Annotated in this window: 15 protein-coding genes and 1 pseudogene; 6 read left to right on the forward strand and 10 right to left on the reverse strand. The window is 72.7% G+C overall.

The window, feature by feature from the left end; all coding sequences use genetic code 11:
* Positions 1 to 82: 82 nt before the first annotated feature.
* Both AB0J72_RS41215 and AB0J72_RS41220 read right to left on the reverse strand, forming a co-directional pair.
* Positions 83 to 742, reverse strand: coding sequence for a response regulator transcription factor (locus AB0J72_RS41215; protein ID WP_360568988.1), 660 nt, complete (start codon positions 740 to 742; stop codon positions 83 to 85).
* Positions 730 to 1,959, reverse strand: a complete 1,230-nt coding sequence (locus AB0J72_RS41220) for a sensor domain-containing protein (RefSeq protein ID WP_363409543.1) — start codon at positions 1,957 to 1,959, stop codon at positions 730 to 732. Before AB0J72_RS41220 ends, AB0J72_RS41215 begins: the two co-directional genes overlap by 13 nt.
* A 148-nt stretch (positions 1,960 to 2,107) precedes the next feature.
* On the opposite strand from AB0J72_RS41220, the gene AB0J72_RS41225 reads away from it, so the two are divergent.
* On the forward strand, positions 2,108 to 2,323 hold the full coding sequence (locus tag AB0J72_RS41225; RefSeq protein WP_363409546.1) for a hypothetical protein: 216 nt from the start codon (positions 2,108 to 2,110) through the stop codon (positions 2,321 to 2,323).
* 1 nt (position 2,324) lies between these two features.
* On the opposite strand, the gene AB0J72_RS41230 is transcribed toward AB0J72_RS41225, so the two are convergent.
* The 3 genes and pseudogenes from AB0J72_RS41230 to AB0J72_RS41240 form a co-directional block, all read right to left on the reverse strand.
* Entirely contained in the window at positions 2,325 to 4,388 is a 2,064-nt protein-coding gene (locus tag AB0J72_RS41230; protein WP_363409549.1) for a prepilin-type N-terminal cleavage/methylation domain-containing protein, read from the reverse strand.
* Between the two features lie 361 nt (positions 4,389 to 4,749).
* Positions 4,750 to 4,959: pseudogene (locus AB0J72_RS41235) on the reverse strand (prepilin-type N-terminal cleavage/methylation domain-containing protein); the annotation flags it as partial.
* Between the two features lie 46 nt (positions 4,960 to 5,005).
* Positions 5,006 to 6,001: a LacI family DNA-binding transcriptional regulator gene (locus AB0J72_RS41240; protein ID WP_363409552.1), complete on the reverse strand. Its 996-nt coding sequence runs from the start codon at positions 5,999 to 6,001 to the stop codon at positions 5,006 to 5,008.
* A 260-nt stretch (positions 6,002 to 6,261) separates the two neighbouring features.
* On the opposite strand from AB0J72_RS41240, the gene AB0J72_RS41245 reads away from it, so the two are divergent.
* Complete coding sequence (locus AB0J72_RS41245) at positions 6,262 to 9,267, forward strand: TIM-barrel domain-containing protein (RefSeq protein WP_363409555.1); 3,006 nt, start codon at positions 6,262 to 6,264, stop codon at positions 9,265 to 9,267.
* A gap of 52 nt (positions 9,268 to 9,319) precedes the next feature.
* On the opposite strand, the gene AB0J72_RS41250 is transcribed toward AB0J72_RS41245, so the two are convergent.
* Both AB0J72_RS41250 and AB0J72_RS41255 read right to left on the reverse strand, forming a co-directional pair.
* Positions 9,320 to 11,617 carry a bifunctional diguanylate cyclase/phosphodiesterase gene (locus tag AB0J72_RS41250; RefSeq protein WP_363409558.1) on the reverse strand — a complete coding sequence of 766 codons (2,298 nt, stop codon included), beginning with the start codon at positions 11,615 to 11,617 and terminating at the stop codon, positions 9,320 to 9,322.
* A gap of 143 nt (positions 11,618 to 11,760) precedes the next feature.
* Positions 11,761 to 12,315: a hypothetical protein gene (locus AB0J72_RS41255; protein WP_363409561.1), complete on the reverse strand. Its 555-nt coding sequence runs from the start codon at positions 12,313 to 12,315 to the stop codon at positions 11,761 to 11,763.
* Between the two features lie 102 nt (positions 12,316 to 12,417).
* Between AB0J72_RS41255 and AB0J72_RS41260 the strand changes: the two genes are divergently transcribed.
* Complete coding sequence (locus AB0J72_RS41260; protein WP_363409564.1) at positions 12,418 to 12,978, forward strand: TetR/AcrR family transcriptional regulator; 561 nt, start codon at positions 12,418 to 12,420, stop codon at positions 12,976 to 12,978.
* Here the strand turns inward: AB0J72_RS41260 and AB0J72_RS41265 are convergent.
* Positions 12,973 to 14,430: an amidohydrolase family protein gene (locus AB0J72_RS41265; protein ID WP_363409567.1), complete on the reverse strand. Its 1,458-nt coding sequence runs from the start codon at positions 14,428 to 14,430 to the stop codon at positions 12,973 to 12,975. The genes AB0J72_RS41260 and AB0J72_RS41265 overlap by 6 nt on opposite strands.
* Positions 14,431 to 14,577: 147 nt before the next feature.
* On the opposite strand from AB0J72_RS41265, the gene AB0J72_RS41270 reads away from it, so the two are divergent.
* Positions 14,578 to 15,057 (forward strand): hypothetical protein, encoded by a 480-nt coding sequence (locus AB0J72_RS41270; RefSeq protein WP_363409570.1) that lies wholly within the window; start codon positions 14,578 to 14,580, stop codon positions 15,055 to 15,057.
* An 8-nt stretch (positions 15,058 to 15,065) separates the two neighbouring features.
* On the opposite strand, the gene AB0J72_RS41275 is transcribed toward AB0J72_RS41270, so the two are convergent.
* Entirely contained in the window at positions 15,066 to 15,395 is a 330-nt protein-coding gene (locus AB0J72_RS41275) for a hypothetical protein (RefSeq protein ID WP_363409573.1), read from the reverse strand.
* Positions 15,396 to 15,530: 135 nt separating this feature from the next.
* Complete coding sequence (locus AB0J72_RS41280; RefSeq protein ID WP_363409576.1) at positions 15,531 to 16,343, reverse strand: hypothetical protein; 813 nt, start codon at positions 16,341 to 16,343, stop codon at positions 15,531 to 15,533.
* Between the two features lie 400 nt (positions 16,344 to 16,743).
* Here AB0J72_RS41280 and AB0J72_RS41285 point away from each other — a divergent pair, with 400 nt between their 5' ends.
* On the forward strand, positions 16,744 to 17,835 hold the full coding sequence (locus tag AB0J72_RS41285) for a cellulose-binding domain-containing protein (RefSeq protein ID WP_363409579.1): 1,092 nt from the start codon (positions 16,744 to 16,746) through the stop codon (positions 17,833 to 17,835).
* Between the two features lie 100 nt (positions 17,836 to 17,935).
* Entirely contained in the window at positions 17,936 to 19,405 is a 1,470-nt protein-coding gene (locus AB0J72_RS41290) for a cryptochrome/photolyase family protein (protein WP_363409582.1), read from the forward strand.
* The last annotated feature ends 3 nt before the right edge of the window (positions 19,406 to 19,408 follow it).

Consider the following 19,408-nt stretch of genomic DNA (forward strand, 5'->3'; position numbering starts at 1 on the left):
GCGGCACCCGGCCATGATCGATCCAGCGTGCTGGCGGACCGTGGTACAGCAGGCTGTACTTACCCCCGCGCTCACGCTGTGCTCACCCTAGGCGCCGGGTGTCCTCCAGGTGCCGCAGGACCGCCGTGACCCGCCGGTCGGCGCGGTCGTCGGGCGCGAGGCCGAGCTTGGCGAAGATGCTGCGGATGTGCTTGTGCACGGCCCCTTCGGTGACGAACAGCCGCTCCGCGATCGCAGTGTTGCCGAGGCCCTCGGCCATCAGGGCGAGCACGTCGCGTTCCCGCGGGCTGAGCAGGCTCAGCGTGCTGTCGGGGCGGGTGCGGGCGAAGAGCTGGCTGACCACCTCCGGGTCGATCGCGGTGCCACCACCGGCGACGCGGTGCAGCGCCTCGAGGAACTCCTCGACCCGGCCGACCCGCTCCTTGAGCAGGTAGCCGAGCCGGGCCGCTCCCCCGGCGAGCAGGTCGGTGGCGAACGCCTGCTCCACGTACGCCGACAGCACCAGCACCGCGAGGTCCGGCTGGCGGCGCCGCGCCTCGACGGCGGCCACGATGCCCTCGTCGGTGTGGGTCGGCGGCATGCGGACGTCGACGATCGCGACGTCGGGCCGGTGCTCGTCCACCGCGGCCAGGAACGTGTCCGGCGCGCCGGTGACGGCGACCACGTCGAGCTGCTCGGCCCGCAGCAGCAGGGCCAGCCCTTCCCGCAGCAGGGCGTCGTCCTCGGCGATCACGATCCGCACGGCAGCTCCACATGTATCGTCGTCGGCCCACCGGGTGGGCTGGTCAGGGTGAACCGGCCGTCGTGGGCCTCGACCCGCCGGCGGATGCCGCCGATGCCGGAGCCACGGCCCTCGTCGGCGCCGCCGTGGCCGTCGTCGGTCACCGACACGTGCAGCCGGTCGGCTCTTCTCGTCACGGTGACGGCCACGGTACCGGCGCCGCTGTGCCGGGCGACGTTGGTCAGCGCCTCGGCGACCACGAAGTACGCCGTCGCCTCGACCGACGCCGCGCACCGCCCCGGGACGTCCACCTCGACGGTGCACGGCACGCCGCAGCCGGCGGCCAGGCCGTCGAGCGCGCCGGCGAGCCCGCGGTCGTCGAGCACCGGCGGCAGGATCCCGCGCACGACGGTGCGCAGCTCCGCGAGCGCCAGCTCGGCGGCGTCGTGGGCGCGGTCCAGGACCTCCGCCGCCAGCGCCGGATCGCGGGCGAGGGCCCGCCGGGCGGCGCCGAGCAGCACGGTGACCGCGACGAGCCGGTTCTGCGCCCCGTCGTGCAGCGACCGTTCGATGCGGCGCAGCTCGACGGCGTGCGCGTCGAGGGCGGCCGCGCGGGTGGCGGTGAGCTCGGCGATCCGCAGCGACATGTCCACGTCCCGCGGCGGCGGCAGCCACCGCCGGCCCGGCGCCGCCTGCCAGCGGGCGATCCGGGGGCCGAGCGCGACGGACACGGCGAGCCAGCCGACGCCCATGAGCGCGACGGCGAGCGCGTCGGGCAGCCCGTCGATGCGCCAGGTGACGTAGCCGGGGCCGCCCGCGTCCGGCGGCAGCGCCCAGTAGTACAGCGGGAACAGCAGGTACTGCACGGCCGACAGCGGCAGCGCGAGCCCGATCATCCCGAGCGCGAACCCGCCCGTGCCGTGGACGGCGACGAACGCGGCATCCCGGCGGACCCACGGGTCGCGCACGGCGTCGCGCAGGCCGGCCGGTACCGGCGGCGGCGACGGCACCACGGCGTCCCATCGCGACAGTCGCGCCCGCTCCCGGTCCGCCGCCCACCGGGCCGCCTTCAGCGCCGACGGGACGACCACCAGGCCGATGCCGGCCAGCGACGCGACCGCCGTGACGAACAGCAGCAGGAACGCGCCGAGCGCGAGGGTCGCCGTGCCGAGCCCGCCGACGACGTGTTCGAGCGCGTCGACGGACGTGCGCACCCGTTCCCGGACGTACTGCCGCACCGCGCCCCCCTTCCGGCCTCCCGGCAGGAACGATAGGCGACGGCGGCCCCGGTCAGCCGCTCGCGGTCCGGAAAGTACAGCCTGCTGTACTCCGTGCGGCGCGCTGGCTGGATCGCCGGCGGGCGCCCGGCTGCATAGCGTTGCCGGCATGACTGACCGTTACCGCATCATCCCCGCCGACGCCCCTGAGCGCCGCGGCCTGCTCCGCCCCGTCCTGTGGCTGGTGCTGGTCCTCAGCGCCGCCACCAACGCCACCATGTCCGGCATCGGCGCCAACCCGTTCGTCGGGGCCGCCTTCGGGCTGGTCACCCTCGCCTGCGCGACCGCGCTCGTCGTGCACCACTACCGGCACCGCGCGAGGTGAGCTACTGAGTGCGCGACCAGCTCAGGACCGTCACCTGGCGGGCACCCGCGACCGGGCTCGGGCCCGGGTCGGCGATCGCGAGCTTCACGCGCAGCCCCGTGGTGCCCTGGGCGTAGAACAGGTTGCCGCTGCTGTTCACCGTGGACAGCATGGCGCACGGTCCGCCGCTGCCGGTGTACGGCGTCGCCGTCACGCAGCCGGTGCCGGCCCGGAAGGCGGGCGCCTGGTAGCTCAGCTCCAGCTGGATCGCGTCGATGTCCTGGGTGTCGTTGTTCGTCCGCAGGGAGGACGCGAGGGCGAGGGTCGCGCCGGTGAACGTGCCGGCGGTGACCGCCTTCGCCAGCTCCCCCGTCGCCGCGGTGTCCAGCGGGATCACCGACGTCTGGTACGTGGCGGAGCCCGTGCGGCCGGTGACGGTGCCGATGACCGCGCCGGTCGCGCCGGACGGGGTGAGCGAGGCGGTGAAGCTGTCGGTGTTGCCGGTGTTGGTGTGCCGGTGGGTGATGCGCAGGTTCGCGCCCTTGAGCACCGAGCCGGCCGGGACCGGGGTCGCCGGCGCGAAGCCGGACACGGTGAGCGTGGTGGAGTCGTTGGTCTTGCCGGCCTTCCAGCTCGCGGCCAGGTTGTCGCCGGTCTCCCGCAGGTTCGCCGGGGTCGCGGTGGCACCGAACCCGCCGGCGGCGGTGACCGTGCCGGGCCGCAGCGCCGTCGCCCCGGTGAGGGTGGTGGTGACCGCCGTTCCCGAGTTCAGGCCGTAGACGGCGACCGGCGGACGGTTGCTGCTGTACGAGCCGCAGATCTCCACCTGACCCGCCTTCACGGCCAGCCGGCTGTCGCCGCCGAAGATGAACTGGACACCGACGGCGGCACCGTCGGTGATCGGGTTCGCGCACATGCCGGGCATCTCGACCTTCGCCCGCGGTGCGGCGATCACGGTGCCGTCGAGGGCGACGGGCGTTCCGGCGACGAGCGATCCGTCGTCGATCGTCCACACGTTGGCCGCGTTGGACAGCAGCGGGTTCCGGTCGGTGCCGCTGTTGCGGAAGTCGAAGTAGTACGTGCCCGGCCTGAACCACCAGATGCTGTTCTTGCAGGCGCTGTTGCCGGCCATCATCGCGCTGAGCCCGGCCGCGTCGTCGTACGTGCCGGGCTGGAACGTCACGATCGAGCTCGGTGTCGTGCAGGCCGGCAGCGTGCGGCGGGCGGGCGCGGCGGAGGTCGCCGGCGCGTAGCCGGGGTCGTCGCCGAGCGGGTTCGCCGCACCGCCCAGTCCGCAGGCCTTCGTCGGCGTGTTGACGATGGTGCCGGTGCAGGCGCCACGCGCATACAGCGGGCTGCCGTCGGCGTCCAGCTTCCCGCTGGCGATGTTGCCGGTCGAGTTCGAGAACACGGTGCCGTGGACCTTGAACTCCGCGTTGTTCGGCTGCTGGACGGTGAATCCGGGCTCGCCGCTGACCCGTCCGAGGGTGAGCACGGCGCTGCCGGGCCGGTTGCAGTTGGCGGCGGACTCGCAGCGGTAGGCGGCGCCGCCCGTCGCCGCCGCGGTGCAGTCGACGCCGGCGCTGCGCCCGCCGGGCAGGCCCGAGATCACCTTGGTGCCCGTGGTGCCGAAGCAGTCGGTGCCGGTGCCGCGGAACGTGCTGTTGCGCAGCTGGTTGACGGCGGTCGTCCCCGCGCACCGGATCCGATGCAGCTCGTCGCCGCGCAGCTCGTACGCGATGACGACGGTGCCGACGGCGGTGGCGGAGTCCCAGCGGTCGGCGAGGAACCGAACGACCGGCGAGACCGGGGTCATCCCGCACGAGAAGGTGCCACCGACCACAATGGACTGTTTCAGGGCGCCGTGCTCGTCGCGGGTGCCGATCGTGGCGACGTCGTCGGCGAACCAGGCGGCGGCGATCTGCGCGTCGCGGGACAGCGAGACCCGCTGGGTGGTCGCGGTGGACTGCCGCACGTAGGCGATGACGACGTTGGCGAGCGGGACCGCGATCACGCCCAGGATCGCCACCGCGACGAGCAGCTCGATGAGGGTGAAGCCGGCGTCGCGCCGGTCGGTCAGCCGCACAGTGCCTCCGTGGTCCGGCAGGCTTGCGCACCACGATCTGCAGCGTCTCGATCGCGCGTTCGTCGGTGCTGCGCACCTCGAGGGTGACCTGCTGCAGGCCCGTGTCGGTGGTGCAGCCGGTGGTCTTCAGGGCGCCGCCGTTCCAGCACACCGGTCCGACGGAGAGGGCCTGCGCCTGGTAGCCGGTGGGTGCGCTGTATCCGACCGTGGCGGGCGCGTAGCCGGCGCCGTAGTGGCCGGTGGCGACCCACGCCTGGACGGCCTCGGCGTAGTTGCGCACCTCGGCCCCGGCGGTGGCCTGCTTGCGGTGGACGTCGGACAGCTGCACGGCGAGCACCAGGCCGCCGACGACCGCCACCACCGCGACGCCCATCACGGCGACGGTGACCAGCAGCTCGATGAGAGTCTCGCCGCGGTCGTCGCGCCTGCGGCGGGCGGAGCTGGTGGCAGCCGTCGCTGCCGACGCGTGCCGGCGACCCGCCGGCTCCGCGCTGTTCGCTGGTCCGTCGACCGGCGCCGGAGCAGAACGGTAGCGATTCGGTTGCAACCGTCGTGTCAACCGGTTGTGCACCTGTGCCGCTCCACCGGCCGACGGCCGGCGCTGCCGCCTGGTCCGTTCAGCGGGTCTGCGCGGCGGCCGGGCCGGTGGAGGATCGGACGATCAGCCGGGCCGGCAGGGACATGCGCGTGCCGCCGGGGCGCTCGCGGTCGTTGAGCAGGTCGGCGAGCAGGTCGATGCCGGCCCGGCCGCACTGGTCCTTCGGCTGGCTGACGGTGGTCAGGGCGGGGGTGACCAGGGCCGAGGCCGGGATGTCGTCGAAGCCGATGATGCTCACGTCACCGGGCGCGGTCACACCCCGGGCGCCGAAGCGGCTGGCGAGGCCGAGGCCGATCATGTCGTTGTAGGCGATGACCGCGGTGACGCCGGCGGCCAGGACCAGGTCGGCGACGGCGACACCGCCCTCGAAGTCGGGTGAGACGTTGCCGGCCTCGACCCCCTCGAGGCCGAGGCCGGCCGACACGGCGCGGAAGGCGCGGAGGCGCTCGCGGTTGACCCATGAGGTGCGGGGGCCGGCGACGTAGGCGACCCGCCGGTGGCCGAGGGCGGCGAGGTGGGCGAGCGCCTGGCGGATGCCGTCGGCGTTGTCGAAGATGATCGACGGCAGCTGGCCGACCCGGCGGTTGAGCAGCACCACCGGCAGGTCGCCGCAGACGGAGCGCAGCTCGTCGTCGCCGGCGCGGGGTGCGCACAGCACGAAGCCGTCGACCTGCTTGGTCAGCGTCCGGATGAGGTCCAGCTCGGTGGCGGGGTCCTCGTCGGAGTCGGCCAGCAGCACGGCGAGCCCGAACTCCCGGGACCGGCGCTGGGCGGCCTTGACGATGCCGGCGAACAGCGGGTTGGCGATGTCGGGCACCAGGAAGCCGATGGTGCCGGTGCGCCCGGTGCTCAGCCCCCGGGCGATCCGGTTCGGCTCGTAGCCGAGCTGCGCGACGGCCCGCTCGACCCGCTCCCGGGTGGCGGGCCGCACCTGGTCCGGGGCGGCGAGCGCGCGGGACACCGACGACTGGGAGACCCCGGCGAGCCGGGCGACATCCTTGATCGTCGCCGCCATCCGCAGCTCCTCACGTCGTCCTGGAAGCGGTTCCAGATCTTGTCAGTTCGTCGACGGTAGCACGACGACCGTCGATGCGAAACCGGTCTATTGCAAGGTATTGACAAAACTCGCTGCCGCGGACCACTGTGGGAACCGTTTCCGGCGCGCTCCAACCGCCAACCCGCCCGGAGACCCAATTCGCCGCGCGCGCTGTTGCGCACACCTCACCGCCACAAGCGCAACGGATTCGCCCGCACCTGTCGAGGAGAGTCGATGCGATGAAGAGAAGGAACGTGCTCGGCATGGCCGCCGGGCTGTCGATCGGCGCCGTCGCCGCCGGGCCGGGCCGGGCCGTCGCGGCCGTCGGGGAGCAGCTGGGCAACTACGCGTCCCACCTGACCGACGCCCGCAGCGTCACCGTCACCAGCACCACGGGCCAGCGGTTGCGGATCACCGCGTACGGCAACCAGATCGTCCGGGTCCGCGCGATCCGCAGCGGGGAGACGTTCTTCGCCGACTCCCGCTATGAGATGGTGGTGCCCGCCAACCACGCCGGCATGGGCGGCACCCTCACGGTCACGAACGACGCCAACAGCCTGACGATCGTCACCGGCGCGGCCGACGGCATCCGGATCGTGCTGCAGAAGAACCCGCTACGCCTGGAGTTCTACCACCGCGGCACCGGGGCGCTGCTGGCGAAGGAGGACGCGACCCGCAGCATCACCTGGGGCGGCACCAACAACAGCGTCGTCACCGAGGCCTTCGTCCCGCCGCCCGCCGACGAGCACTTCGTCAAGGCGGGACACGGGCTCTACGGACGCTCCCCCAGGGTCGACCGCACCGGCGACGTCGTGTCGCACAACTACGGCACCGTCCGCAACGACCAGGCGCCCGCGATCGTGCCGCTGTACCTGTCCACCAAGGGCTACGGCGTCTTCTTCAACACGACCTTCGACACCACGTTCGCCTTCGCCAACGGCACCGCCAGGGACTACGCGTTCTCCGCGGACGACCACAACACCGCCGGCGTGCGGCCGCAGATGGACTACTTCCTCATCAACGGCCCGGAGTTCGCGAAGCTGCTGGACCGCTACACCCAGCTGACCGGGCGGCCGCGCCTGCCGCAGATCGCCATCTTCGGGCTGCACATGTCGGACAAGGGCTTCCCCGACGTCAGCGACCAGAACTGGTGGCGCACGAAGATCACCCAGCACCGCAACGCCGGCTACCCGTTCGACCACCACGTCAACGACAACCGCTGGCGCAACGGCACCGGCGCGTGGGGCGGCTCCTGGTTCGAGTTCAGCCCGACGCGGTGGCCGGACCCGGCCGGATACCAGGCGTGGGCCGCGGAGAACGGCGTCACGATGACGCTGGACTACAACCGCAACAACTCCAACCTCATGGCCGGCTGGGTCGGCGGGCCGCCGCCCGGCTACAGCTTCAAGGCCGGCGACCTCACCGGGGTGGCCGACAGCGGCTCGGTGCCCGACTGGACCAACCCCGCGACCCGCGCCTGGGTGTGGAACGTCTTCTGGACCAAGGCCCTGAACCCGGCGCTGCACTTCCCCGGCGACGGGCTGTGGCTCGACGAGACCGACGAGCTGGGCCCGATCCCGTTCAACGCCGACTCCGCGGGCGGCAAGAAGTGGTCGGAGCTGCGCAACTCGTACTTCTTCTACCTGCACAAGGGCGTCGGCGAGGAGGGCTGGGACCCGCAGGCGGCCGGCCACATCGGCACCGCCAAGCGGCCGTGGACGTGGAGTCGCGGCGCGTCGGCCGGGCAGCAGCGCTACGGCCACTACTGGACCGGCGACATCGGCTCCACCTACGACGAGATGCGCCAGCAGATCCGGGGCATGCTGGCCGGCGGGATCGGCGGCTTCCCCTTCGCCAACATCGACGGCGGCGGCTTCCACGGCCAGACCGGCGGCCTGATCCCCGAGCCGTTCTACCGCAACTGGACGGCCGCCTGGTCGAGCCTGTCGCCGATCTGGCGGCCGCACAGCGGGGCCAGCACCACGTCGCAGGGCGCGATCGCCTCCCGCTGGCCGCTCGACCAGAGCGCCGTCATCCAGGCGGACTTCCGCAAGTACGGCGAGCTGCGGTACACGCTGCTGCCGTACATCTACAGCATCGCCCACGAGGCGAGCAGCACCGGAATGCCGATGGCCCGGGCGATGGTCATCGACTACCAGAACCGGCCGAACGCCTACTCGCACGACCTGCAGTACATGTGGGGGCCGTCCCTGCTCGTCGCGCCCGTCACGTCCGACGGCGGCGCGACCCAGAACGTCTGGCTGCCCGCCGGCGCCACCTGGTACAACTTCTGGGCCGACATCAAGCACGTCGGGACCGACGCGTCCGACCTGCCCTACGTCACCCACACCGGCGAGATCATCCTCTTCGTGAAGGCCGGCGCGATCCTGCCGAAGTACCAGTACGCGCAGAGCACCGCCTACCTGAACAAGCGGCAGCTGGAGATGGAGGTGTACGCCGGCGCGGACGGCACCTTCAACCTGGTGGAGGACGACGGCGTCACCGAGGCGCACCGCGTCTCCGGCGCCAGGGCCGTCACCACCCTGACGTACACCGACGCCGCGACGAGGACCGTGATCCGGCACCCGCAGGGCACCTACGACGGCGCACCCACCGCGCGCCGGTACATCGTGCGCGTCCACGGCCTGACCGCCCCGGTCGGCATGCGGGTCAACGGCGGCGCGACCCTGCCGGCCTACAGCACCGAGGCCACGGCGATCACCAGCGGCGGCGGCACGGTGTGGGACGCCGCCCGCAAGGTCCTGTCGGTCGTCACCGCGTCGATCCCGGTCGTCGCCGGCGGCGGCGTGGCCGCCACGGTCGAGCCGAGCGGCGCGGCCTTCCCTGCGGTCACGGGCGGCACCGCGTACCCGGCGGAGCGGGCCCTGCTCAGCGGCGCCGTCATCGACACCCGTCACGCGGACTACACCGGCACGGGCTTCGTCGACTTCGCCGACACCTCGGCCAGCGGCGCCTACGTCCAGTGGACCGTCAACGTGCCGACCGCGGGCACCAGGACGCTGACGTTCCGCTACGCCAACGGCGGCACCGCCAACCGGCCCCTCGCCATCTCGGTCAACGGCACCGGCGTCAACGGTGCCCTGGCGTTCAACCCGACCGGCTCCTGGGACGCGTGGAGCACCACCTCGTTCACCGCGTCCCTGCCCGCCGGCAGCCAGGTCACCGTCCGGGCGACCACGACCGGCGCCAACGGCGCGAACATCGACAGCCTCACCATCACCTGAGCCGCGGCGACCGGCTTCCGGCGGACCCGTCGCGGCCCGCCGGGAGCCGGCGTCAACCGTGGACGGCCACCGGGCGGGGCGCGGCGGGGTCCAGCGCGGCCGGCAGGCTCGGCCACTCGGCGGCCGAGCGGTGCAGCAACGCCTCGACGTCGCCGGCGGGCAGCGGGCGGGCGAAGTGGAAGCCCTGCGCGGTGCGGTACCCGAGCAGGGTGAGCTCGGTCGCCTGGGCCGGGTCCTCGATGCCCTCCGCGACGGTGTCCATGTGCAGGATCTGGCTGAGCCGGATGACGGCCTCCGCGACCGCGGCCCGCTCGGGGTCGCCGCTGAGGTCGGCGACGAAGCAGCGGTCGAGCTTGAGGATGTCGACGGGCAGGCGGGTGAGGTACCGCAGCGACGAATAGCCGGTGCCGAAGTCGTCGAGCGCCACCCTGACGCCGCGGGCCCGCAGCCGCTCCAGCTGCGGCACGGCGGACCGGTCGTCCACGAGCGCGCTCTCGGTCATCTCCACGACCAGGGCCCGCGGGTCGAACCGCTCCCGCTCCAGGACCTCGAGGATCTCGTCGGCGAGGGCCGGCCGCTCCAGCTGGATCGGCGACAGGTTGACGCTCAGGTGCAGCGAACGCCCCGGCGGCAGCTCCGCCTGCCACGCGCCGACCTGCCGGCACGCCTCCCGCAGCACCCATCCGCCGATGCCGTGGATGAGTCCGGTCTGCTCCGCGAGCGGGATGAACGCGTCCGGTCCGAGCAGGCCACGCGTCGGGTGCTGCCACCGTACGAGCGCCTCGACGGCCACCAGATCGCCTGACTCGAGCGCGACGATCGGCTGGTACAGCAGCCGCAGCTGACCCGCGTCGGCCGCCCGCGCCAGGTCGTCGGCGAGCGCCGTCCCGGCCTGCTCGGCGTCCACGGCGTCGGCGGTGTACTCCACCCAGCTGGGCGTGCCGCGGCGCTTGGCGGCGTACATGGCGAGGTCGGCACGGTGCAGCAGCTCGTTGGGGTCGACGCTGCCGGCGCCGGGCCCGCTGCGCTGGGCGACCGCGATGCCGATGCTGGCGCGCAGCTCCAGGCGGTGCCCGGACAGGTTCACCGGTGCCCGGCAGGCGGCCAGGATCCGCTCCGCGACCTGGGTCGCCTCCTCGGCGCAGCCCGGCAGCACGACCGCGAACTCGTCGCCGCCGAGGCGGGCCGGCACGTCGGCGTCGCGGACGGTACGCCGCAGCACGTCCGCGAACGCCACCAGCATCTGGTCGCCGACCTCGTGGCCGTAGCCGTCGTTGACCTGCTTGAAGCCGTTGAGGTCGATGAGCAGCACCGCGACCGGCGCACCCGTGCGGCGGTGCCGGTCCACGGCGGCCGTCAGCGCGCCCCGCAGCTGGATGCGGTTGGCGAGGCCGGTCAGGCTGTCGGTGACGACGAGGGTGTAGTTCTCCCGTGACGCGAGCACCTGCCGGGCCGCGACGCCGACCGTCATGACCAGCGCGCCGAGGACCAGGCCCAGCCACGGGAACAGGCCGGCCTTCGCGGCGGCGACGACGAGCAGGGCGAAGCCGCCGGCCAGGGCGGCGTACGGCAGCCAGGCGTTGCGGCGCAGCCGGCGCCCCGCCGCGGCGCAGCCGACGGTCTCCTGGCGCACGGTGGAGGCGAGCAGGATCAGGAACATCGGCAGGTGTAGCGCCGTCGGCACGACCGCGTCGTGCAGCGCGCCGTCGTGGACCATCGTGTACAGGAAGACCGTGTCGACGACGAGGTAGCCGGCGGTCCCGGCCAGCATCAGCACCAGCGGCCCGCGGGCCGGGACGGCGGAGCCGCGCAGCAGGACGGTGCCGACCCCCACGAGCAGCACGACGTCGCCGACGGCGAACAGCACCGCCCCGAGCCGCAGCGGGTCGAGCAGGCCGCCCGCCTGCAGCGCCGGGCCGAGCACCAGGTACCACATGAGCATCGCGCCGGCACCGAGGACGGTCGCGACGTCCATCCCGAGCTTCCACCGCGCCCGCCGGTCCATCGGCTCCGCGGCGAAGCTGAGCAGCCCCAGCAGCAGCACCGGCACCGCCAGGGTCCGCAGCGCCACGGCGGCGACCGTCGCCACGCCCCAGCTCCGGTCGTGGGTGTTGAACGCGACCGAGAACCCGACGCCGGCGATGATGAGCAGCGCGAGCGCGGGACTGGTGAACCGGTACGGGCGCTTGGCGGCCGCCGACAACCGCCGGCTGAACGCGACACGCAGGTGCAGGCCGAGCGCGACGGTCTCCAGGGCGCAGATCGAGATCCCGGCCGCCTGCGTGTTGTACAGGTCGGTGAACCGGAACACCACCAGCCCGACGAAGAGCAGGCACACCACTCTCGTCACGTTCGACACACCCATCGCACCGCCCCGGATCGCACACGTCCGGTCCCTTATCGGAGCGGGCCGCGGCGATCTGAGCGCTTCCCGGCTCCCGTCGCGACCTGTCCCTTCGCGGCCTTTCTCTTCGCGGTCTCTCCCTTCGCGGCCTATTCCTTCGCGGCGCGGCCGAGGCGGACGGCGGAGATGAGGAAGAAGACGGCGCCGGGGATGGCGTAGCCGATCGCGTTCGTCAGCGCCGGGTCGTCCGCGGCGGCGCCGGCGATGAACGACCCGCCGGCGAGCACCGAGATGCCACCGCTGATGATCATCGGCCACTGGCCGCCCATGCGGCGGCGGGTGACCCCCACGGCGAGCTGCACCAGTCCGGCCACGACCGCCCACGCACCCCAGACGCGCAGGACCGCCGGGATGCCGTCCGCGCCGGCGAAGACGAGGCCGGCGGCGGCGAGCAGGCTGACGGCGACGTTCACGTACAGCAGCGCGGGCGATCCGGTGCCGCGCGACGCCCGCGCGTCGACGATTGCCGCACCCACGTCGAACAGCGGGTAGAGCACCAGCAGCGTCCTGGCGAGCGGGCCGAGGTGCTCGGCGGTCGTGAACATCACGAGGGCCCAGACGATGGCGAACGCGAAGCGGACGAAGTACAGCCTCCGTAGGGCGGACGCCGTCGCCGAGATGCCGGGCGCGGTGAGGGTGGTCATGACGCTTCCTCCAGCAGGAGAACGAACGTTCTGTCTTGGGCCAGAGTGCAGCCTTCGCCGAGGCATGTCAAGACCGAACGTTCTATCTCTAAGATGGACCCCATGGCACTGGGCGGAGTTTCCGAGGCACGGCAGCGGCTCCTGGTCACCGCGGCCGGGATCTTCTACCGGGAAGGCATCCACTCGGTCGGCGTCGACCGGATCATCGGCGAGGCGAAGGTGACCCGGGCCACGTTCTACCGGCACTTCCCCGGCAAGGAGGATCTCGTCCTCGCCTACCTGCAGGCGGCCGACCAGCAGATCCGGGGGCAGGTGGACGCGGCCCTGACCGCCGGCCTCCCGGCCCCCGACGCGCTCCGCGCCGTCGCGGCGTCGATCGCCGAGGGCATCCGGTCAGACGGCTTCCGCGGCTGCGCCTTCCTGAACGCCGTGGCCGAGTACCCGGACCCCGGCCACCCGGTGCACCAGGCCGTCCTGGCACACCGGCAGTGGTTCCTCGACACGGTCACCGCCCTGGTCGGCAGCGATCCTCGCGCGCAGCGGTTCGTCATGCTCCGCGACGGCGCCATGGCGGCCGGCTGCCTGTCCGACCGCGACCTGGTCTGCGAGACCTTCCTCAGCGGCGTCGACGACCTCATCCGGTCCGGCGTGGGCGGTTCATGAGCGCAGCGCCCGCCCCGGGTACGCGTCCGGGAGCAGCTCGCCGTCGCGGATGACGGGCTCGCCGTTGACCAGCAGGTGCCGGACACCGTGCGACGGTGCCGTCGAGGCGAGCACCGTCGCCTGATCCGTGACCCGCTCCGGGTCCAGCACGACGACGTCGGCGTCCGCGCCGATGCCGAGGTGCCCCTTGCGCCGGGCGGCGGGCGCGTGCGCGTCGAGCAGCCGGGCCGGCAGGTAGGAGCAGCGCCGGAACGCCTCCGGCCAGTCCCAGCTCCCGGTCTCCCGCACGAACCGCCGCAGCGCCTTCGCGAACGTGCCGGCCGTGCGCGGGTGGGTCGCGCCTTCCGGCAGCGGCCACTGCCGCGTGTCGCGGGTGCCGTCGGTGAACGTCACCGGCAGCGCGTCGCTGGCCACGATCGTGCCCGGGTCGGCGAACGTGCCCTCCAGCAGCGCACGGTCCGACGGATCCGACTCGTCGAGGATCTCGATGAGGCACAGCGCGCCGGGCGTGGCCGCCCTGACCTCCCGCAACCGTGCGGCGTCGGCGATCCGTTCGCCGGACGGCAGCAGCACCAGGTTGTGCGGCTTGAGCCCCCACACGTGCAGCCGTTCGGGGGCGAGGAACGCGGCACCGATGCCCGTGCACGCGGTGCCGTACGGGTACGCCTCGTACGTCACCCGCGAACCCGCCGCCACCGCCGCGTGGATCGTGCCGAGCGCCCGCTCCACGTGCCGCCCCGAGGTGCTGTTGACGTGGCAGTAGTGCATCGCGACCCCGGTCTCCGCGGCGGCCGCGGTCACCTCGTCCGCGCCGTCGACGAGCACGTCCGGGTCGGCCTCGATCAGGTTCCGCACGTGCGCGAACACCGGCACCCCGTTGGCCCCGGCGAGCCGGGCGACGTGCAGGAACTCGCTGGGCTCGGCCCGCGGCGTGTACCCGATCGGCACCCCGATGCCCAGCGCGCCGTCGGCGAGCTCGCCCGACAGCAGGTCCAGCCACCGGTCACGCTGTACCGGCGACGACGACGCCTGCCAATGCTCGTTGCCCATCAGCGCCAGCACGCCGGCCAGGTCCGGCACCGGCTCGACCCCGGCGAGCACGAGCCCCCGGGCCGCCGCCCACGACGCGGAGTACCCGTAGTTCAACGGCCGCCCCTCCTCGGCGGCCCGCTGGAGCGCGACGGCCACCGGCATCAGCCCGATCTCGAGGTCCAGCGCCGTGGTCACACCGTCGAACGCCTGCAGCCGCTGCCCGGCGATCGTGTTGACGTGGCTGTGCACGTCGACGAACCCCGGCCCGACGACCAGCCCGGTCGCGTCCACGACGACGGCGCCCTCGCTCACGGTGGCGGCGTCGGCGATCGAGCCGTCGCGCACGAGCAGGTCGCGGACCTCGTCGGTCCCCGCCCCCGGGTCGATGACACGCCCACCACGAATCACGATCTCGGTCATGCGCCCCACCCTAGAACCGCCGGCGTCATCGAGGTTGGTGACCGGCGACAGTTCCGCTCCCCCGCGTTCGTACCGCCGCACCGACCTTCACGACATCCACCCATCTCGGCCACCCGTTCCACCGCCCGCGGCCGGTAGCGTCGCGGCATGGTGGACCTCGCGCTCATCGCATTGATCGCCCTGATCGCCACGTACGCCGGCGCGGTCGCGACCGTCACCCGGCTGCGTCCCGCCGGCGCCCGCAGGGCCCTCCTCGAAGGCGCCGCCACAACCACCGGCGTCGCCGCGTGCTTCGCGCTCATGCTGGCCCTCGCCCGCGTCTGGCTGCCGGGCACGATCATCGTCGCCACCCTCCTCGCCGGCGCCGTCCTTCACCGCACCCTCGTCCGCGACCTCGGCCCGGCCCGCGCGTCCGCCGCCGCGACCGCCGGCGGCCTGCTGATCGGCGCGAGCTTCCTGTTCGTGTCGTACCTGGCCGTCATGGCCCTGATCGGCGCCGCCGGCGTGTACCTCGTCCTGCGCCTGTGGCTGCGAACCCGGCCCGCGCTCCTGGTCCTGGGCGGCACCCTCGGCACCCTGCTCGCCGCCTCCGCGGGCGTCTTCGCGCTCGCCCTGTCCACCATGTGACGCCCCGCTCACACCACCCGGTCGCCGTCCTCCAGGTACACCGTCACGCCCTCCGCCACCGCCGCGACAGCAGCAACGACCCGCCGGGCAATCAACGCCGACAACCGTTCGGCGGCTTCAGGCACCAGGTCGCGCTGGTACCAGGTGCCTTGCTTGCCCCCGAGGTGGGCCGGGTCGGCCTCCTGCTCAGCCAGTGAGGCGTCGTACCGGTCGGTGAACTGGTCGAAGAAGTCGTCGCCGCGGTCGGAAACCGAGGCAGCGAAATACGCCCGGTTCGCCAAATCGAAGGCCAGGACCGCCGGGGCAAGACCGGCATCCAACCGTTTCAGCTCGGGCATTGTCCGACCTTACCGGCTGCTTGATTCCGCAATCATGGAGGCCGTCCCCGATGCCATTGCCGGATCGGACGGAGACCCGCCGGAGGATTTCCTCCGGCGGGTCCGGGCCGTTCGTTCACGTGACGACGGCCGGTATCAGCACCAGCCCTTGACGGCCGGGGCACTCTGGATGGAGCCGGAGACGGCGTACACCGTCGTGCGGCAGTCCGAGCCCCCGGTCACGGTCGTGGCGGTCACCTCGGCGGTGCCTGCCTGCGCCGGCACGGTGAACTGCCGGTCGACGTAGTAGGCGCGGTACATCTGGCCCCAGCGGGGGTCGTTGTACTGCTCCCAGTACTGCCGGGTGATGACGACCCGGAAGGAGGTCTCCTCCACGGAGTTGTCCTTGAAGCCGATCACCGTGGTGCCGTCATCCGCCCTGGAGATGGTTCGCACGTCGGTCGGGGCGGCGAGGGTGGCGGTGTACGTCCTGCAGCCCAGCTGCGGGTTGCCGGGGTTCGCGGCGCCGGCGGGCACGACGCTGATCGCCCACGCGCACACCTGGTGGGTGCCGAGACCCGCCGGGACGTTGGCGTCGAAGCCGCGGTAGGAGCCGTAGGCCGGGTACGCGGCGGCGACGTCCGGGCGGTACGTGTTGGCGCTGAGGGTCTGCTTCCACGCGCCGTCGATGTAGATGTCGACGATGAGCGGCGCGCTGCCGCTGTCCCGGTCGATGCCCCAGCCGGTGACCCGCACGGCATTGCCGACGTACGTGACCGTGTCGAGCGTGCCGTGCACGGGGATGTCCCGCACCACCGGTTCGCCGTCGCCGCCGCCGTCACCGCACGCCGGCGGTGGCACCGGAACGTTGCACATCGGCGTGGCGCTGGCCGGGCTGGACGGTAAGACGATCGCGCTGAACAAACCGGCCAGCGCCACCGCGCCGACCTGAAGAAGTCGTCGTTTCACTGCTCTTTCTCCTCTGTACGAGGTCATCTCTGCTGATGACGAGAGGAATGTAGAAATACGCAGCCGCCGCCGATTCAATTCATCGCGGACCGTGGCACGAACTAGGGAGAGGCCCGAGCGCACGGGACAATGTCCAGGACACAATTCGGGACGACCGTCCCTGGCCGCCCGGGACAATTTGCTGATTCAATTCGCCGACAATTGCGCGGCAATTCGTCTGCAATTCTGTCCACGAATCAGCGCGGAATGGCCGGTGGTCCGGCCCCTGGGCGCCGGCGGCGGTGGCAGGCACCCCCTCCGATGAAAGTTTCGCCGGGTTTCCAGCGGATTCGCCCGCCCACCTTGCCGAAAAGGTTTTCGGGGCGCACCGTGGCGGAGTCCATTGATGAAAGGGGATGTGATGCGGCTTCAACGGTACCGGGGCCTCGTGCTCGTCGCCGCCACGGTCGGCCTCGTCGCGGGCGGCGCGGTGGTCGCCGGCACGTCGGCCGGTGCGGCCGTCGCGGGCTGCCGGGTGACGTACACGATCAGCTCGCAGTGGCAGGGCGGGTTCGGGGCCGACGTGGCGGTCACCAACCTCGGCGACCCGATCAACGGCTGGACGCTGACGTGGAGCTTCTCCCCCGGGCAGAGCGTCACGCAGGCCTGGAACGCGACCGTGACGCAGACCGGCACCAGCGTCTCGGCGGTGAACGCCGGCTACAACGGCGCGCTCGGCACCGGCGCGAGCACGTCGTTCGGCTTCAACGGCGCGTGGAGCGGCTCGAACCCGGTGCCCGCCACGTTCCGGCTCAACAATGTGCTGTGCACCGGCACCGCCGGCCCGACCACGAGCGCCTCACCGACCAGGTCGGCGTCGCCGAGCGCCTCCAGTACACCCGGAAACCCCGGCACACCGGGCACGAAGACGGTGCGGGTGTTCTGGCTCAAGCCGACCGACGTCGCGTTCGACCAGCGCTACCCGGACGGCATCGCGAACGTGATGCGCGAGGCGCAGCGCTACTACCGCCAGGAGCTCGGCAAGACGTTCGCCCTCAACGCCACGGTCGTCGAGACGGTCAACGGCGAGCACGACACCAACTGGTACATCAACACCAACTGCGACCCGAACGGCGACCGCTACTGGTGCGTCGTGTTCAACATGCAGGCCGAGCTGCGGCGCCGGTTCAGCCTCGCCAACCCCGACAACCGCTGGCTGATCGTCGGCGAGATCAGCGCCGAGGACGTCGGCAAGTCCGGCGGCGGCGCCAGCCCCGGCTGGGTCCTGCTCTCCGGCCACGACGCGGACGGCGGCGCCGGCCGCAACGGCCCGATGAACCGCTGGTACGGCGGGATGGTCCACGAGCTCGGCCACGGTTTCGGCCTGCCGGACTCGAGCTCCACGGACGGCACCCCGATGTCCGCGTCGTTCTACAACTACCCGAACACGCACTTCAGCCAGGCCCAGAAGAACGCCATCCTGGCCGGCCCGTACGGCAGCTTCCTGAGCTGACCACCGCCGTCGCGGATCCCCTGCCCGTTCGGGGATCCGCGGCGGCGAAATCCCCCCAGCGACGTAGAATGAAGACCTCATGATCGTCTTCGAGGACTAGATGCGCCGGCGCTGGCTGTTCGCCGACCAGCTCGGGCCGCACTTCCTCGACGGCCCGCGGCAGCCGGTGCTGCTCGTCGAGGCGAAGTCCGTGTTCCGCCGCAGGGTGTTCCACCGGCAGAAGGCGCATCTGGTCCTGACCGCGCTCCGGCACCGGGCCGCCGAGCTCGCGGGCCGGGCCACGTTCGTCCAGGCCGAGACGTACGGTGCGGCGCTGCGTCGCGTCGACGGGCCGATCGACGCGTGCCATCCGACCTCCCGGCCCGCCCGCGAGCTGCTGCGCCGGCACCCGCGGGTCGAGGTGCTGCCGCCGCGCGGGTTCGCCACCGCGCCGGAGGAGTTCATGGCGTGGGCGCACGGCCGGCACACGCTCCGGCTGGAGGACTTCTACCGGGACGCGCGGACCCGGCTCGGCGTGCTGATGGACGCCGACGAGCCGATCGGCGGCCGGTGGAACTACGACTCCGACAATCGGCTACCCGCGCCGAAGGGTCAGCCGGCGCTGCCGGTACCGGAGCCGCCAATGCCGGACGAGGACGACATCGACGCGCAGGTGCGGCGCGACCTCGACGCGTGGCAGGCGGACGGCGTGCGGTTCGTCGGGCAGGACGGCCCGCGACTGTTCCCGGCGACCCGCGCCGAGGCGCTCGACCGGCTGCGGCACTTCATCGAGCATCGACTGGCTGACTTCGGCCCGTACGAGGACGCGATGCTCGCCGGCGACCCGTGGATGGCGCGCAGCACGCTGTCGTCGTCGCTCAACCTCGGCCTGCTCGACCCGATGGAGGTCGTCGCCGCCGCCGAGCAGGCGTACCGCTCCGGTGCCGCGCCGGCGGCCAGCGTCGAGGGCTTCACCCGGCAGATCATCGGCTGGCGTGACTACGTCTGGCACCTGTACTGGTACCGCGGCGCCGGCTACCCGCGCTCGAACGCGCTGCGGGCGACCCGGCCGCTGCCCCGGTGGTTCGCCGAGCTGGACGCGGACGCCGTCCAGGCCCGGTGCCTCGCCGACGTGCTCGCCGGCGTCCGCGACCGGGCCTGGGTCCATCACATCCCACGGCTCATGGTGCTGGGCAACTACGCGCTCCAGCGGGGCTGGCGCCCGTCGGCGGTCGCCGACTGGTTCCACCGGTGCTTCGTCGACGGCTACGCGTGGGTCATGACCGCCAACGTGATCGGCATGAGCCAGTACGCGGACGGCGGCGCGATGACCACCAAGCCGTACGCGGCCGGCGGCGCGTACCTCGACCGGATGAGCGACTACTGCCACGGCTGCCGCTACAACCCCCGCCACCGCCTCGGCCCCGACGCCTGCCCGTACACCGCCGGCTACTGGGCGCTGCTCGACCGCACCCGCGATTCCCTGACCGGCAACCACCGCATGGCCCAGCCGCTGAAGGGCCTGCAACGCCTGCCCGACCTGGAGGCCGTCGTCGCCCAGGAACACGCCCGCGGCTCCCGCGCCCCCTGAGGT

The organism is Dactylosporangium sp. NPDC049742, from assembly GCF_040674675.1.
Taxonomy (GTDB): Bacteria; Actinomycetota; Actinomycetes; order Mycobacteriales; family Micromonosporaceae; genus Dactylosporangium; species Dactylosporangium maewongense.